This window comes from Brotocaccenecus cirricatena, from assembly GCF_020687045.1.
Lineage (GTDB): Bacteria > Bacillota > Clostridia > Oscillospirales > Oscillospiraceae > Vescimonas > Vescimonas cirricatena.
In genome coordinates, this window is sequence record NZ_JAJEPW010000004.1 from 94692 (window position 1) to 109462 (window position 14771).

Here is a 14771-nt window from a genome sequence, read left to right on the forward strand (position 1 = left end):
CAAATCGCTCCTTTCATCCCCCGGAGGCGGGCCCCGGCCCGCCTCCGGCCTGTGTCAGTTGGCCTTGTCCTCGCCGGAATAGGACGAACCGCACTCCACCCGCACGATATACTCGTCATACAGGATGGCGGCGGCATGGATGCCCTTCCAGCCCACGCTGGAGCGCTGATCCAGGGGATCGGCGGTGCCGGAGGAGCCCCTGGGCTTCACGATGACCTCGGTGCCCTCGGACAGATCCACCACGCCATAAGCGCCCTTGCCCAGGAACAGACAGCCGTACACGGCGCAGCCCTGGCTGCCGCCCTCGCCGGGATAGATCACGTCGTTGTCCGCCGCCGTCACGGCGGTGTCCAGGGTCAGCTGGCTGGCGGTATTGCCCACCACCTTGCAGCGCTTGCCGCCCACCAGCACATACCGGCCCTTCAGGGCATTGGCGGCCACGGTGCCGCCGTCAAAGCCCACGGAGGCGGCGTTTTCCACCTTCCCGTTGACGCTCAGCGTCCGGCTGTTCTTGGCCAGGTCATCGCCCCGGAAAATCTTGGCCTCGGTGGTCTCCACGAAGCGCACGCCGTGCAGCTCGCCGATCTCGCCGGAAAACAGCTCCGTGGCGGCAGCGTACTGATGAGCCGCCACCCAGGCGGGGTCCTGCCGCAGGTCAAAGGCCACGCTGGGATGGAGAATGCAGACGTACTTGCCCTCAAAGGTGGGGGCGTTCATCTTCTTCAGCTGGGTGGCGGCCTTGGCCACCAGCTCGCTGGTGAGCTTGCACCCCTCCGTCAGGTCATAGCGGTGCAGCACGGCGGTCTGGCCGCCGTCCGCCCCCAGCTTGGGGGCATAGATCACCTGGCTGCCCTGCTGAATTTCGTTGCGGGTCACGGTGTCCAGGGTCAGGCCCATGTTGCTGCCGTGGCGGTCGGTGATCTCCAGCACCACGTCGTCGATGGCGGTCAGATCCAGCAGATCGGACACGGTGGTATAGTCGCCGTACTGGGCCAGCTCCTTGGTGATATAGCTGACAGAGATGCCGCTGCCGTCGGGGGTCACGCCCTCGGTCAGAGGCGTCAGCGCCTTCTCGAAGGAGCCGAACTTGCGCCATTCCACGGTCTTGCCGCCGCCGGTGGGCAGGGGCTTGGTGGCGGCGAACTGGTTGTGCACCAGCTGGGGCTTGGCGTTTTCCAGAAGCTCCATGCCGTAATAGGTTTTCATCTCCGCGCTGAGACCGCCGTGACCGGTGGTCTGGGTATTGGCCTCGCCTGCAAACAGCTGCAGGTCATACAGATCGTTCATCATATGTTTTCCCCTTTCTTCATTCCGCGTATTTTTCCTGTCCGGAGGTTCAGAAGCTGATCTTCTCCCCGTCCATCACCCGTCTCCGGATGTCCGCCAGCTCCCGGCTTGTGAGCTTTCCCGGGTCCGGACGGCTGACGCTGGCGCTGCGCCCGGCATTTTCCGGGATGCGCCGCCCACCGCTTTCCACCACCCGCACCGCCTGCCGGGCCGCCGCCTGGGCGGCAAAGTGCATGGCCTTGGCGGTCAGCTCCCGCCGATGCACCATCTCATAGGCCTCCCGGGGCTCCACCCCCGCCTGCACCAGCCGGAAAAACCGGGGGTTCTCCATCTCCTTCTGCAGCCGGAACTCCGGGTGCACCATCCGGACCTGCTTCTCCTGCTCCGGCAGTCGGTCCAGGTAGTACTGGATCTGCACCTGCCGCAGCTTCTCCCGCTGCCGCAGGTCCGTGACCTCCTGCCGCAGGCCCCGCAGCCGCCCATCCAGAATTTTCTTCACCCTGGCGTCAAAGTCCGACTTATACCGCCCCCGGATCAGCTCCTCAAAGTCCTCCTGCCGCTCCCCGGCGTCGGGAGCCGTACCGCCCGTGTGTGTTCCGGCCTGCGCCGGGTCCTCCGGCCGGGTCAGCTGCCCCAGCCGCTCCGATGCTTCCTGCATATCTGCTCCTTTCCGTGGTAGGCCACGACCCTCTATGCTCACGCCTCCAGGCGAACGCACGCCGGATATTTTCCCGCCAGCTGTCCCAGCCCGCAGCGGATCAGTTGCCACTCTGCCCGGCAGTCTCCCTCCGCCGCCACCATCACCAGGCCCGGCTTGATCACCAGCTCCCGCAGCTGTTCCTTTTCCTCCAGCGCCCCGATCAGGGCAAACACCAGCGCCGACGCTGCGGCGCACACGATGTCCTCCCCTCTGGGCGCATAGTCCGCATGACCCCGCAGGGTCACCCGGTTCTCCCCGAACACCGCGCAGATCACCGGGGCCTCACCGCCTCCTGGGTCTGCCGGCGCATCTGGTCCATGGCGCTGACCGGCCGCACCTCCGCCCCGGCGGCGGAGCCCGGCTGAACCGGCTGCCGCTCCATGGCCGCCGCCTGTCCCTGAAGGATGCTGCTCATCAGCTGGTCCTTGTTCTTGAAGTCCATCAGCTCCAGGCACCGCAGCGCCTGATCCGCCATATCCGCCCGGAAGAACCCCATCTGGAACAGCTGCAGGGCCAGCTGGTTATACTCCATGGTCTTGTAGGGATTCTCGTCCTGGGCCGACACCTCCAGGTCGAACTCCGGCACCCGGTACCCGGCGATCACGCCGTCGTCCACCGCCTGGGGCTGAAGTCCCCGGCTGTCATAGGTGACGAACTCCTCCCGGCCCATGGCCCCCAGCAGCCGGAACTGCCTGGGCAGGCTGTAAAACTGCCGGATCAGCTCGATGCACAGGGTCACCACGTCGGAAAACGCCTCGTATCCGTCGTCGATCATGTTCCGTGACAGCTTGCCCCCCGCCTCCTGCAGGGCGGCGATGGCCGTGGCGGCGGTAACGCCGCCTGCGGTGCCGCCGTTGGCCACGTCACGGTTCCCCGCCATCTCCTTCATCTCCGCGATCTTGCTCTGCAAAATCGCCACATACACGCTGTCCAGTCCCGCCGTCTGGATGGGCGCGATGGAATCGCTGCCCAGATTTCCGTTGGTGTGGACAAAGGGCCTTGTCCAGTCGGCATATTCGTTCTCGTTCACCGCCCCGTCGCTGCGTACGAAGAACCGGGGCGTGGCCGAGGCCAGGGTATTCTTGAGGATAGCCTGGTTCATCAGGTCGATCTGCTTCTGAGGGGACTTGCACAGGTCCACATATCCGTACCCCGCCGGGGTCCCCTCCTCCGGAAACAGCACGTCGAACACAAAGGGATACTTTCCGTGGTCATACCAGCCCTTCTCCCGCATATCCGGGTCGTTTTCCGTGGCATACAGCACCGTATCCCCCACGAACTTGCAGTACTGCAGCACCTTCCGCCCGTTCTCCCGGGTGTGATAGTACCAGTCCACCACCAGCACCTTTCCGGAGGTGTCCACCGCATCGTCATACAGATACCGGCTCACGCTCCAGCCGCCCCGGTCAGCCTTGCCCTTGGCCCAGGGATACCGCTCCTCCAGGGCCTCCCGGTCCTGCAGCTCCGTGGAAAAAAAGTGGGGCGAATCCTGAATATCCGTCACCCCCGGCTCCCAGAACAGGTTCAGCAGGTCCATCCGCCGGATGGCGATGTCTCCCAGTCCGTTGAGCTTCCCCGCGTCCCAGAACACGCCGTACACGGCGCACCCGGATTTCAGCTTGTACCACCACGCGCTGGAATACGTCCGCTTGAACCCGTTCTTCTTCAGCACCACCGGCAGGATCCTCGTCAGCTTCCGGGCCTCCTCCCGGTCCCCGGGCTCCCGGGGCAGCACCGTGGGCTCCGGATAACAGTCCATGGCGTCCGCATGCTTGGACAGGATGCAGTTCACCAGCCACCCGCTGGTGGGCTGCGGGTCCGCGGGATTGCCGCCCTGCCCCGCCTTCTCCATCTGCTGCCAGTGCCGCAGCTTCCAGAACTGCTCGTTGTCGATGATGCGCTGCTCCAGCTGCCGCTTCCCGGCGTGGTACCGTCTCAGGATATCCGCCGCCCGGCGCACCTCCTCCGTGCCGATTTTCGGCCTCTGGGGTTCCTGCTTCTGTTCCATTGACCGCCCTCCTTTTTCGTCGTTCTGCATCCCCCCTCTTTCCCCGGAAAAATATACGCCCTGTTGCCGTATACAGGGCAACAGAGCGCATTTTTCAAAAATATTTTCTTTTTTAATTGGCCAGCTCCCGGATCTGATCCTGGATCAGCCGCCCGGCGGCCTGGGCCAGCTGGTCCATCCGCCGGATACGGGCCAGGTCCTTTCCGTATATCCGGTCCGCCGCCGGAACGCTGTCCTGCTCCCCCATGAAGATGGCCGCCACCCGGATGCCCCGGCGGCGCAGGTCCCGCACCTCGTCGGCGGTGTCCTCCACCCCGGCCTTGCCGTCATATTCCCGGCTGATGGGATTCTTTCCGTTGGGTGGGATCCGGTGGCTGTCGTCGGGGTTGGCATCGGTCAGGATCAGCAGCAGATGCTTCTCCGCCGGAGCCGACTGCATCAGCTCCTCCATCCCCCGCAGGGCCAGGCCGTCCCGGTTCCACCCTGCGGCGAAATAGTCGAATATCCGCCGCTCCCCCTGCTTGTCGCCGTACTCCTTCAGCACCCGCAGCACCGTATAGCCCCGCAGACTGCAGAAGCTGGTGACCCGCACGGGAATGCCGCAGTTCAGCAGACTCTTGGCCAGGATATACCCCTGGGCCGCGATGGTCTCCTGACAGTGCAGCCGGGAGGCCGAGCCGTCCAGCAGCAGGTCCACGCTGAAGCCGGGCTTCGGCTCCTGATCCTGCCGCAGAAACACCCGGTCGTCCCCCAGCACCGGCTCCCGCCATACCCTGGCCCCGTCCACCCAGCCCTGCCGGGCCGTCACGGCCTCCGGCTGCTGGTGCACCAGCATACAATTGCGGATTTGTTCCGTCAGCCGCAGCAGGGCGCTTTCATACAGCTCACTGTTTTCGGCATAGGCCGCCCGGTTCAGCCGGGCCTGCTCCGCCGCTTGTTCATACAGCTGCTGGCTGTCACTGCTGGGCGGCACGTCCGCCGCCGGGTCCCCCCGGGTGAACCACAGCCGGCACCCCAGGTGGTTCCCGGTGCACCGCTGCTGCTCGATGGCGCTCAGCTGCTTGGGGGCGTACATACTCCGCCCGAAGCACCGCTGGATATACGCCCGGTCCGCCTCCGCCCGCTCGTTGGAGCGCAGCATGGACCGCAGGGCGTCCGCCGCCCGGACAAGCCCCGCCTGCCCGGCATGGGCCGCCCGTCCGATGGCCAGATCGTCGGTGCGCACCAGCTCCGTGGGAGCCATTTTGGTCATAAAGGCGATCCACCGCCGGTTGTCGAAGTGCAGCCGCAGCTCCGCCTTGGTCCGCACCTTTCCGTCAAAGCCCAGGTACTTCCGGAAGCACGCCCGCAGCGCCTGCTCCAGTTCCTCCCCGCTGACGTCCCCGCAGCACAGGGCCCGATACAGGCCCTTGTCCCAGGGGGTCACCAGCCGGTCCGGCTTTCCCAGCACGTTTTTCCACCGGGCCGCCTGCATGGAGTATACCAGCTGATTCCGGGCCATCCACTCCTGCCGGGAGGTCTGATATTCCATGGCAAAGAACTCCCGGGCGTGGTCCTGCCGCAGCTCCTCCAGTGCCGGACGTCCCGGCAGCTCCTTTTGATACACGGCGCTCTCCAGGGCCAGCCACGCCAGGTCGTCCATCACCGCCTGCCGCACATCCCCCAGCCACGAGTCAAACAGCCGCTCCAGCATATCCCGGCCAAACCACTTGTATACCAGGCCGATGACAAAATTCATGTAAAAATCCGGCGTCCCGTCGGTTTTCATGGCCAGGAACTTGGGCTCGAACCCATATTCCCCCGCCGCTGCCCAGATCAGGTTCACCGCCCGCCGCTGCTGGGCGCTGTAGGTCTGCACACCCATGGCGCTCAGTCCGTAAACAGCCGGGCCCGGTCCAGCTTCGCCGGAATGCGCCCGGCGATCACGTCCCGGATCAGGTCCTGTTCATAGCTGTCAAAGGCTTTGTTGGTGATGCCCATGTCCAGGGCCATCCCCGCCCGGACGCCCCGGCGGATCAGCCGCAGCGCGTCCAGCAGGCCCCGCAGGTCCAGGGCCTTGGAGGATATCTCCGCGCTTTCGCACTTTTTCTGCAAATCCAGAAACAGCTGGGCAAACTGCTGGCGGTATTTCTTCTCCAAAGTGGGAAATTCCTCCTCCAGCAGACGCTCCAGGCCCTCCTCCCCGATGGTGGGCATCTGGATCACCACGAACCGGCTGGTCAGGGCCTCGTTCAGCTCCCGGGTCCCGGCATATCCATAGTTCATGGTGCCGATGAACCGCGCCGCCTCATCCACCTCCACCCGGTCATACCCGGGCACATCAATGGCCCGCCGGAAATCCAGCGTGGCGTGCAGCACCGCCAGCGCCTCGTTTTTGGCCATATTGATCTCGTCCAGAATGCCGACGCCCCCGTTTTTTGCGCACAGATACACCGGTCCCGGCCGGAAGGTAACCTGTCCCCCCACGAAGGTGTCCATGCCGATGAGGCTGGCGGCGTCCATGTTCACATGGAACGACACGTCCCAGGCCGGGCGGCCGAAGGCCATGGCCAGGTTCTCCGCCAGCACGTTCTTGCCGGTGGCCTTGCTGCCTGCCAAAAGCAGATTCTCGCCGCACAGCAGGGCCGCAGCCGCCGCCTCCCACACGTCCTTTCCGTAATAGTGATACCGGGGCCGGGGCACCCGCCCCGCCAGCTCCGGCGCCGCCGGATACTTCTCCCGGTATTCCCGGATCCCCTGAATGATCCCCTTGTCGATCTGTTCCTTCTCCAAAAACTCCAGCATAGTACCTCAAACCCCTTTCCTTCGGGTATTTTTTCTCGCCGGTATTATACACCCCTCCGGTAGGGAATGCAATCCGCCCGCCTGCTAAGATTCCGTATAGTCTTTTTCCCTCTTGCCAAATCCGGTCCGTTCCGGTATAATATATTTGTGAAAAATTATATTCCGGAAAGGAGACGCCGCCATGTTTCTGATCGGCGATAAGGTGGTCCACCCCATGCACGGGGCCGGCATCATCGAGCGCATCACCCACGAGCGCCTGGGCAGCCGGGTCAGCAGCTACTATGTGTTCCGCATGCCCGCCGGGGGGCTGGTGCTGAAGATCCCCATCGACGCCTGCTGTCAGATCGGCCTGCGGTGTCTGTCCACGGCGGAGCACATCTGCCAGGTGCTCTCCGCCATCCCCACGCTGGAGGTGCAGATGTCCTCCAACTGGAACCAGCGCTACCGGGACAATCTGGCCCGGCTGAAAAGCGGCGACCTGCTGGAGGTGGCCTGGGTCATCAAGGGCCTCATGTGGCGGGACCACCGCCGGGGCCTGTCCAACGGCGAGCGCAAAATGCTCCACAGCGCGAAGCAGATCCTCATCTCCGAGGTGGTGCTGGTGGAGGGAACGGACGATTACCCCGCTGTGGAGCAGCGGATCAACGAAGCCATGATGCTGGGAGCGTAACTATGGGAAAATTGTTTGATAAAATCCGCCGGATCCAGGATAAGACCCGCCCCTTCTGCACGGCCATCATCCCCGCCGCCGGATCCTCCACCCGCATGGGCGGTCAGGACAAGCTGCTGACGGACCTGTGCGGCGCACCGGTGCTGATGCGCACCCTGTGCGCCATCGACCGGACCGAGCTGGTGGACGAGATCATCGTCGCCACCCGGGAGGAGCTGCTTCTCACCGTGGCGGACCTGTGCGGCCGCTGCGGCCTGCACAAGCCCGTCAAGGTGGTCCGCGGCGGCTCCACCCGGGCCCAGTCCGTCCTGGCCGCCGCCTTGGAGGCCAACCCCAAGGCGGGGCTTCTGGCCGTTCACGACGCCGCCCGTCCCCTGGTGGACCCGGCGGAGTTTGACGAGATCATCCGCCTGGCCTGCCGCACCAACGCCGCGGCCCCCGCCGTTCCGGTAACCGACACCATCAAGGCCGCGGACCCCACCGACGGCCGCGTCCTCTCCACGCCGGACCGCTCCACCCTTTTCGCCGTATACACCCCCCAGGTCATCGAGGCCAGCCTGCTGAAGGCCGCCCTCCAGTCCGCCATCGACGCCGGAGCCGAGATCACCGACGACTGCTCCGCCGTGGAGCGTCTGGGCAAGGAAGTCTACCTGGCCACGGGCAGCCGGGAAAATATCAAGATCACCACCCCCCTGGACCTGCTGATCGCCGAGGCCATCCTCCGGGGGCGGGACAGATGACGAATCTGCGCATGGGCCACGGCTACGATGTCCACCGGCTCACCGCCGGACGTCCTCTGATCCTGGGCGGCGTCCACGTCCCCTATGACCGGGGGCTGGACGGTCACTCCGACGCCGACGTGCTGACCCACGCGGTGATGGACGCGCTGCTGGGTGCCGCCGCCCTGGGAGACATCGGCCACCTGTTTCCGGACAGTGACGACGCCTTTCTGAACATCTCCAGCCTGGTGCTGCTGTCCCGGGTCCGGGACGCTCTGGCAAACGCCGGATACCGGGTGGTGAACATCGACGCCACCCTCATCGCCCAGGCCCCCAAGGTCGGCCCCTACCGCCGGCAGATGCAGGAGAACCTGGCCGCCGCCCTGGCCATCGGCCCCGGCTGCGTCAACGTCAAGGCCACCACCGAGGAGCACCTGGGCTTCACCGGCGACGGCTCCGGCATGTCCGCCCACGCCGTGGCCCTGATTGAACACATATAACCAACAACCGGGTACGGCGTGCCGTACCCGGTTGTTTCATGCTTATTCCGCTTTTTGCAGCATCCCGTCCACCAGCTGCTGGGCCCGGACGCGGGTTTGTTCCTCGTCCATACCCAGCACACGGCCGTGCTCCACCACCACCCGGCCGTTGACCATCACCAGCTCCGCCGGGCGGGCATAGCCAACGGTTCCCAGCATACAGGCGGGGTCCAGCTTGGCCCCGGCCAGCTCCAGCAGGTCCACGTCCAGCAGAAACAGGTCCGCAGCCTTTCCCACCTCCAGGCTGCCGATCTCGTCCTGGCGGCCCAGAAGCCGTGCGCTGCCCATGGTGGCCATTTTCAGCAGGTCATACCCGGTGGGGGCCTTGGCGCTGTAGGTCAGCCGGTGCAGCAGGTACGCCGCCCGGATCTCCGCCAGCAGGTTGGAGCAGTCGTTGGACGCCGAACCGTCCACGGCCAGTCCCACCGGCATTCCCAGTGCCAGTATATCCGGCACCCGGCACACGCCGGAGGCCAGCTTCATGTTGGACACCGGGCAATGGGCCACGCCTGTCCCCGTTTGGGCCAGCAGGCGCAGCTCCTGATCATTGAAGTGGATGCCGTGGGCGTACCACACGTCCTCTCCCAGCCAGCCGCAGCTCTCCATATACGCCAGGGGCCGCATACCCACGGCCTCCAGGGTGAACCGCTCCTCGTCCTTGGTCTCGCACAGATGGGTGTGCAGCCGCACCCCCATGGACCGGGCCAGGACCGCCGACTGCTTCAGCAGGTCCGTGGTCACGCTGAAGGGCGAGCACGGGGCCAGGGCCACCTGGTGCATGGAAAACCGGGATGTATCGTGGAATTTCTCCACCAATCTCTGGCTGTCCCGCAGGATGGTGTCCACATCCTGCACCAGATCGTCCGGCGGCAGACCGCCGTCGCTTTTGCCCCGGGACATACTGCCCCGGGTGGCGTGGAACCGGACCCCCAGCAGGTCCGCCGCCCGGAACTGCTGGTCGATGAAGTGCTCCGATCCCACCCTGGGGAACACATAGTGGTGGTCCATGCAGGTGGTGCAGCCGTATTTCAGCAGCTCGCCCAGCCCCACCAGGGAGCTGTAATAGATGCAGTCCTCGTCCAGGCCCCGCCAGATTTCGTACAGGGTCCGCAGCCACGGAAACAGCTCCATTTTCTGCACCTTCGGCAGGTTCCGTGTGAAGGTCTGGTACAGATGGTGGTGGGTGTTCACCAGACCGGGGTACACAAAGCAGTGGGAGGCGTCGATGACGCGGTCCGCCGGACGCTCCTCCGGCCCGATGTATCGGATCACGTTGTCCTGCACCAGGATGTTTTCGCCCCGCAGCACCCGGTCCTCCCGGTCCACGGTGACGATGGCCTGGGCATTGCGGATGAGAGTGGTCGCCATAGGTCACGCTCCTTTTCTGTAAAAACCCGTTAAAGCGCAGGGTGCGCATCGCGCACCCTGCAAGACTGTCAAAAGAGGGGGGACTTTCACCATCGGAAAGGAAGATAGTTACGAAAGAAACCCATCAGGGGTGTCTTTCGTTTGCAATCACTTGTTTTTCAGAATTTTTTGAAGTTCTGAAAAACCGCCCCCAGCTTGTCAAAAATGCTTTTTGACAAGCTGGGGGTGCGCGGTGCGCACCCCCATTGGTTCCGGATGATTTACCGATAGATCTCGCCCACGGTGGGGTTGCCGGCGGCCTGCGCCTCGTCGGTGTCGATGTGCATGGTGGTGGCGCCGCCCACGTTGACGCGGACCACCACGTCGTCGAAGATCAGCTTGCGGCCCTCGCCGCCGCAGGCCACCTTGATGATCTCCTTGTCCTTGACGCCCATCTTCTCGGCGTCCTCCTGGCGGACATGCAGATGCCGCTTGGCGATGATGACGCCCTGGCTCAGCTCCACCTCGCCCTTGGGCCCGATGAGCTTACATGCGCCGGAGCCCTCCACATGGCCGCTCTCCCGGACGGGCGCGTCGATGCCCAGGGTGCGGGCGTCGGTGGCGGAGACCTCCACCTGGTCGGCCTTACGCACAGGCCCCAGAATGGACACGTTGGCCATCTCCTTCTTGGGCCCCACGATGGTCAGCCGCTCGTTGCAGGCGTACTGGCCGGGATAGGACAGGGGCTTGCGAACGGTCAGCTGATAGCCCTCGCCGAACAGCTTCTCCACCGTCTCCTGGGTCAGGTGGATATGGCGGGCAGACGTTTCGATCATGAAAGACATTTTTTGTTCCTCCTATGTATGCGTATAGATATCGAATCCGTGCCGCAGCACGATTTCCACGAAAATGCACCGGCAGTTGTTCCCCCGCCGGTATTTTCAGATTATTTTACCACATTCCGGACTTCCATGCAAGGGAGTTATTCCATTTCCGGCGGCTTCGGCCAACAATTCTTCCTCCGGCGGCACATGGCCCGCCAGGGCGGCGTTTTTCAGCCGCCGGTCGCCGGATACCTCCCGCAGCACCCGAAGCCCCCGGGGCGCGGTGAAGCTCTGGTCCTCCCGCTGCAGCTCCACCTCCATCACCGCCAGCCGCCGCCAGAAGGGATACACGTCGATCTCGAACACCAGCCCGCCCTCCGGCAGGCAATAGCGCACCTTGTGGATGGTCACCCGCGCCGGGTCCCGCTGTGCCAGCAGGGCCTCATATTCCCGGGCGTCGATCTCCCGCTCCCGCTCCACGCAGGTGCGGTCCGTCAGGCGCTGCTTTTCGGTGTGGAAAAACTGCTCCGTTTCCCCCACCCGGCGGCGGACCCGGGCGCTGACGCCGGGCCGGGACAGCAGATAGGTCTGCCACATCTCCCACCGCACCGGGCACCGGTCCAGCAGGGTCTGGTCCGGCATTTCGATCAGGAATTTCCGCTCGATCTCCAATGGCTCCGTCACAGCTTCTCAAACTCCTCTCGTGTCAGCAGCAGATTCAGGGCCTCCAGCAGGCCGTTGGCCGTCAGGTGCTCCGGCAGACCCAGGTCCCGCAGCACCTGCTGCCGCCGGGCGGCGGATTTCGGTCCCACCAGGCCCTTGTCCATCATGTCCGCCTTGGTCAGGTCCCCGCCGGGGGCCGGGGCGTCCTCCCCCTCCAGGGTGGCGCCGCAGCGCCGCAGGGCCTCCAGCAGCACCTCCGGCCGCATACCCTCCACCCCTAACTTGCCCTCCTTGCCGGGATGGCGCTTGCGCCGCTCCTTCCCGGCAATATCCGGGACATAGGCCTGCTTTACCTGCTGCCGGGGAATGGCGCCCTTGAGATAGTTCCGGATCACAAAGCCCGCCCCGTCCGGGTCCGTCAGCAGGATCAGCCCCCGCTTTTCCGCCAGCCGCCGCAAAAACGCCAGCTTCTCCCGGTCGTTGAACACGGAGAACCCGCCGGTCTCCACCACCGTGGCGTCCACCACCTGCAAAAGGGCGTTGCGGTCATACCGCCCCTCCACCACGATGACCTCTTTTACCCGGGGCTTCATCTGCGCCCCGCCAATTCCATCAGAAACAGCTTCAATTCGTCCTCCTTCTGCTTATCCGCCATACTCATGCTCTTCATCCGCCGGTCCAGCTGCTGGCACCGCAGCACCGCCGTCCGGCACCACTCGTGGTCCACCTTTCTGGCCGCCTGCATCAGCAGCTTGGCCGGGTAATCGCTGCTCATGTTCCACAGCTGCTTCAGCCAGAGCCGGTCCTTGCCGCCGTCCAGGGCCATTCGGGCGGTATACAGCCGCCGCAGCTCCTTGCCCACCGCCGCCAGGATCACAATGGGCTCCGTCTGCATCCGCAGCAGATCCCCCAGCACCCGGGCCGCGTCGTCGTATTTTCCGGCGGTGATGCTGTTGGTCATGTCGAACACCTGGGCGTCCAGAATGGGGTCTGCCACGGCGTTGATGTCCGCCACGGTGATGCGCTCCCCCTTGGCATAGGCAGCGATCTTCCCGATCTCCGGCACCAGGTCCGTCATCAGCGTGCCGCAGGTGAACAGCAGATGGTCCGCCGTGGCCGTGTCGATGTCGTGGCCCTCCGCCGCGAACCGCCGCTTCATCCACCGCAGCAGCTGATCCCGCTCCTGCTGGCAGAACTCCACCTCCTGCGCGTGGTCCCCGATGGCGGCGCACAGCTTCTTCATTTTGCCGTCCCGTTTATAGGGCAACACGTCGTATACAAACACCAACGTTCCGTATTCCGGGAAATCCCCCAGCAGATTGATCAGCAGCCCCCGCTGCCCCTCGTCCAGCCGGAACAGGTCCATATCCGTCACCACCGTCAGGGTGTGCTGGGCCATCATGGGCATGGCCTCCACCACCTCCGTCAGGTCCTGGACGGTCAGTCCCTTTCCGGAAAGCCGGTGATAGTTGAACTCCTCAAAGCCCTCCGGCACCAGCAGGGCCTTCAGCTCCTCCAGATACCGGTCCCGCAGATACGTCTCCTCTCCGTAGAAGATGTACACGTTCTCCGGGCTGCCGCTTTTGATATCCGCCCGCAGCTTTTCCAAGGCTGCGCCGCTTTTTTTCATAGCCTTTGCCGCCATTTACGTTCCTCCGTTCACTGTGACCAGGACGTTCCCCTGCCGGTCGGTGCGATACACGGTGGCCCCGTTCCGGGACAGCCGGTCCATAGCCTCCTGGGTGGGGTGGCCGTAGCTGTTGTCTCCCACGCTGATGATAGCCGTTTCCGGCCGCACCTGCTGCAAAAATGCGTCGGTGCTGCTGTACCGGGAGCCGTGGTGCCCCACCACCAGCACCTCGATATCCGGCAGGTCGAACCGCTCCACCAGCTTCTTTTCCGTGTTTCCGGCCATGTCGCCGGTGATCAGGGCGTCGAAATCTCCCGCCGAGCACAGGAAGGTCAGCCCCTGCTCGTTCAGATCCCCGGCTCCCACCGGGGGATAGATGGTCAGCATGGCCTGGCCCATGGGGAACTGATAGGTGTCCGTCACCATAGTCACGGGGATGTCCAGCTCCCGGGCCAGGGCCAGCAGCCGGTCCCGGACGCCGTATTCATCCTGGATCTCCGGCAGCAGCAGACGTTCCACCGGCATCCGGGCCAGCAGCTCCTCCAGTCCGTTGGTGTGGTCCGCGTGATAGTGGGTCACCGCCACCGCCGACAGGCGGTGGATGCCCATACTCTCCAGCTGGTCCGCCGCCCGGGCCCCGGCGCTGATATAGCTGTTGCTGGATCCGCAGTCCACCAGCACCGCCTTCTCCCGGGTATACAGGGCCACGCTTTCCCCCTGGCCCACGTCCAGGGCCATCACGGACAGGTCCCCATATTGGTGCAGTCCGGTGTTCAGGCCCACCGCCAGCGCCAGCGTCGCCGCCGCCAGGACTCCGGCCACGGCGTACTTCCGCCGCCGGTCCCGGGTCAGCAGGCACCCGCCGAACATGGCGTATACATACAGCAGCCAGTATTTCAGAAAGCCGTTGGAAAAATACACCGCGTGCCCCGGAGCCGAGGCTAGCACCCCGGCGACCCACAGCACATACCGCACCAGGCCGAAGCACACCCAGCCCAGCACCCGGGCCGCCGGCAGCCATACAAAGCCCACCAGCACCGTCACAAAGCCCGCCATGAAGTTCCATCCCGCCGCCGGAACGGCCAGCAGGTTGCTGATGGGGGCGGTAAGGGTCAGGATGTTGAAGTAGATGGCCGTCAGTGGGATGGTGAAAACCAAGGCCGAGACGGAGGCCGACACGTTGGCGCACAGGAAGTTCACCGCCCATCGGACGGCCCGGCTTGTCCCGGTGTAGAACCGGGACAGATTCCGGTACAGCTTCGGCGACAGCCACACCAGTCCCAGGGTGGCCGCAAAACTCAGCTGCAGGCTGATGCTTCCGGCGGCGAAGGGGTTGGCCAGCAAAATCACCAGCAGCGCCGCTCCCAGGCTGGTAAGGCCGTCGCTGTCCCGCTTGAACAGGGGCGCCGCCAGCACGAAGGCCTGCATGATGCACGCCCGCACCACCGACGGCGACAGGCCCACCACCAGCATATAAAACGCCAGCACTGCCATGGATACCCCGGCGGACAGCCGCCGCCTGCTGCCAATTATTCCGATGAACAATCCTAACTCAAATACTACATTATCGCGTACTGTAAGCTCTTCCGTATCTCTAATC

General features: G+C 64.6%; 15 protein-coding genes. 3 read left to right on the top strand and 12 right to left on the bottom strand.

What is annotated here, in order from left to right; genetic code table 11:
* Window positions 1-54 precede the first annotated feature (54 nt).
* The 6 genes from LKD37_RS02790 to LKD37_RS02815 all read right to left on the bottom strand — a co-directional run bounded on the left by LKD37_RS02790 (window position 55) and on the right by LKD37_RS02815 (window position 6779).
* Window positions 55-1290, bottom strand: a complete 1236-nt coding sequence (locus LKD37_RS02790) for a N4-gp56 family major capsid protein (protein ID WP_302927825.1) — start codon at window positions 1288-1290, stop codon at window positions 55-57.
* A gap of 46 nt (window positions 1291-1336) precedes the next feature.
* On the bottom strand, window positions 1337-1945 hold the full coding sequence (locus tag LKD37_RS02795) for a hypothetical protein (RefSeq protein WP_302927826.1): 609 nt from the start codon (window positions 1943-1945) through the stop codon (window positions 1337-1339).
* A 38-nt stretch (window positions 1946-1983) separates the two neighbouring features.
* The gene (locus LKD37_RS02800; RefSeq protein ID WP_302927827.1) at window positions 1984-2262 is read right to left on the bottom strand and encodes a ribosomal-processing cysteine protease Prp; all 279 of its coding nucleotides are present in this window, start codon (window positions 2260-2262) and stop codon (window positions 1984-1986) included.
* Window positions 2259-3995 (bottom strand): portal protein, encoded by a 1737-nt coding sequence (locus LKD37_RS02805; RefSeq protein ID WP_302927828.1) that lies wholly within the window; start codon window positions 3993-3995, stop codon window positions 2259-2261. The genes LKD37_RS02800 and LKD37_RS02805 overlap by 4 nt, the downstream gene beginning before the upstream one ends.
* A 112-nt stretch (window positions 3996-4107) precedes the next feature.
* On the bottom strand, window positions 4108-5859 hold the full coding sequence (locus LKD37_RS02810; protein WP_302927829.1) for a vWA domain-containing protein: 1752 nt from the start codon (window positions 5857-5859) through the stop codon (window positions 4108-4110).
* A gap of 5 nt (window positions 5860-5864) precedes the next feature.
* Window positions 5865-6779, bottom strand: coding sequence for an AAA family ATPase (locus LKD37_RS02815; protein WP_302927830.1), 915 nt, complete (start codon window positions 6777-6779; stop codon window positions 5865-5867).
* Window positions 6780-6960: 181 nt separating this feature from the next.
* Here LKD37_RS02815 and LKD37_RS02820 point away from each other — a divergent pair, with 181 nt between their 5' ends.
* The 3 genes from LKD37_RS02820 to ispF are packed head-to-tail and all read left to right on the top strand — an operon-like array spanning window position 6961 to window position 8668.
* Window positions 6961-7449, top strand: coding sequence for a CarD family transcriptional regulator (locus LKD37_RS02820; RefSeq protein WP_302927831.1), 489 nt, complete (start codon window positions 6961-6963; stop codon window positions 7447-7449).
* Between the two features lie 2 nt (window positions 7450-7451).
* Window positions 7452-8189: a 2-C-methyl-D-erythritol 4-phosphate cytidylyltransferase gene (ispD, locus tag LKD37_RS02825; protein WP_302927832.1), complete on the top strand. Its 738-nt coding sequence runs from the start codon at window positions 7452-7454 to the stop codon at window positions 8187-8189.
* Window positions 8186-8668, top strand: a complete 483-nt coding sequence (gene ispF, locus LKD37_RS02830) for a 2-C-methyl-D-erythritol 2,4-cyclodiphosphate synthase (protein ID WP_370686850.1) — start codon at window positions 8186-8188, stop codon at window positions 8666-8668. The genes ispD and ispF overlap by 4 nt, the downstream gene beginning before the upstream one ends.
* A gap of 42 nt (window positions 8669-8710) precedes the next feature.
* Here the strand turns inward: ispF and LKD37_RS02835 are convergent, their stop codons facing one another.
* The 6 genes from LKD37_RS02835 to LKD37_RS02860 all read right to left on the bottom strand — a co-directional run.
* Window positions 8711-10075 (bottom strand): 8-oxoguanine deaminase, encoded by a 1365-nt coding sequence (locus LKD37_RS02835; protein ID WP_302927833.1) that lies wholly within the window; start codon window positions 10073-10075, stop codon window positions 8711-8713.
* Between the two features lie 260 nt (window positions 10076-10335).
* Entirely contained in the window at window positions 10336-10899 is a 564-nt protein-coding gene (locus tag LKD37_RS02840; RefSeq protein WP_302927834.1) for a PduL/EutD family phosphate acyltransferase, read from the bottom strand.
* A 96-nt stretch (window positions 10900-10995) separates the two neighbouring features.
* Window positions 10996-11562 carry a CYTH domain-containing protein gene (locus tag LKD37_RS02845; protein WP_302927835.1) on the bottom strand — a complete coding sequence of 189 codons (567 nt, stop codon included), beginning with the start codon at window positions 11560-11562 and terminating at the stop codon, window positions 10996-10998.
* Complete coding sequence (locus LKD37_RS02850; protein WP_302927836.1) at window positions 11559-12134, bottom strand: ribonuclease M5; 576 nt, start codon at window positions 12132-12134, stop codon at window positions 11559-11561. Before LKD37_RS02850 ends, LKD37_RS02845 begins: the two co-directional genes overlap by 4 nt.
* Entirely contained in the window at window positions 12131-13171 is a 1041-nt protein-coding gene (gene holA, locus LKD37_RS02855) for a DNA polymerase III subunit delta (protein ID WP_302927837.1), read from the bottom strand. Before holA ends, LKD37_RS02850 begins: the two co-directional genes overlap by 4 nt.
* Before the next feature lie 15 nt (window positions 13172-13186).
* Window positions 13187-14771: ComEC/Rec2 family competence protein (locus LKD37_RS02860; protein WP_302927838.1), on the bottom strand; the 1585-nt coding region annotated here is incomplete at its 5' end.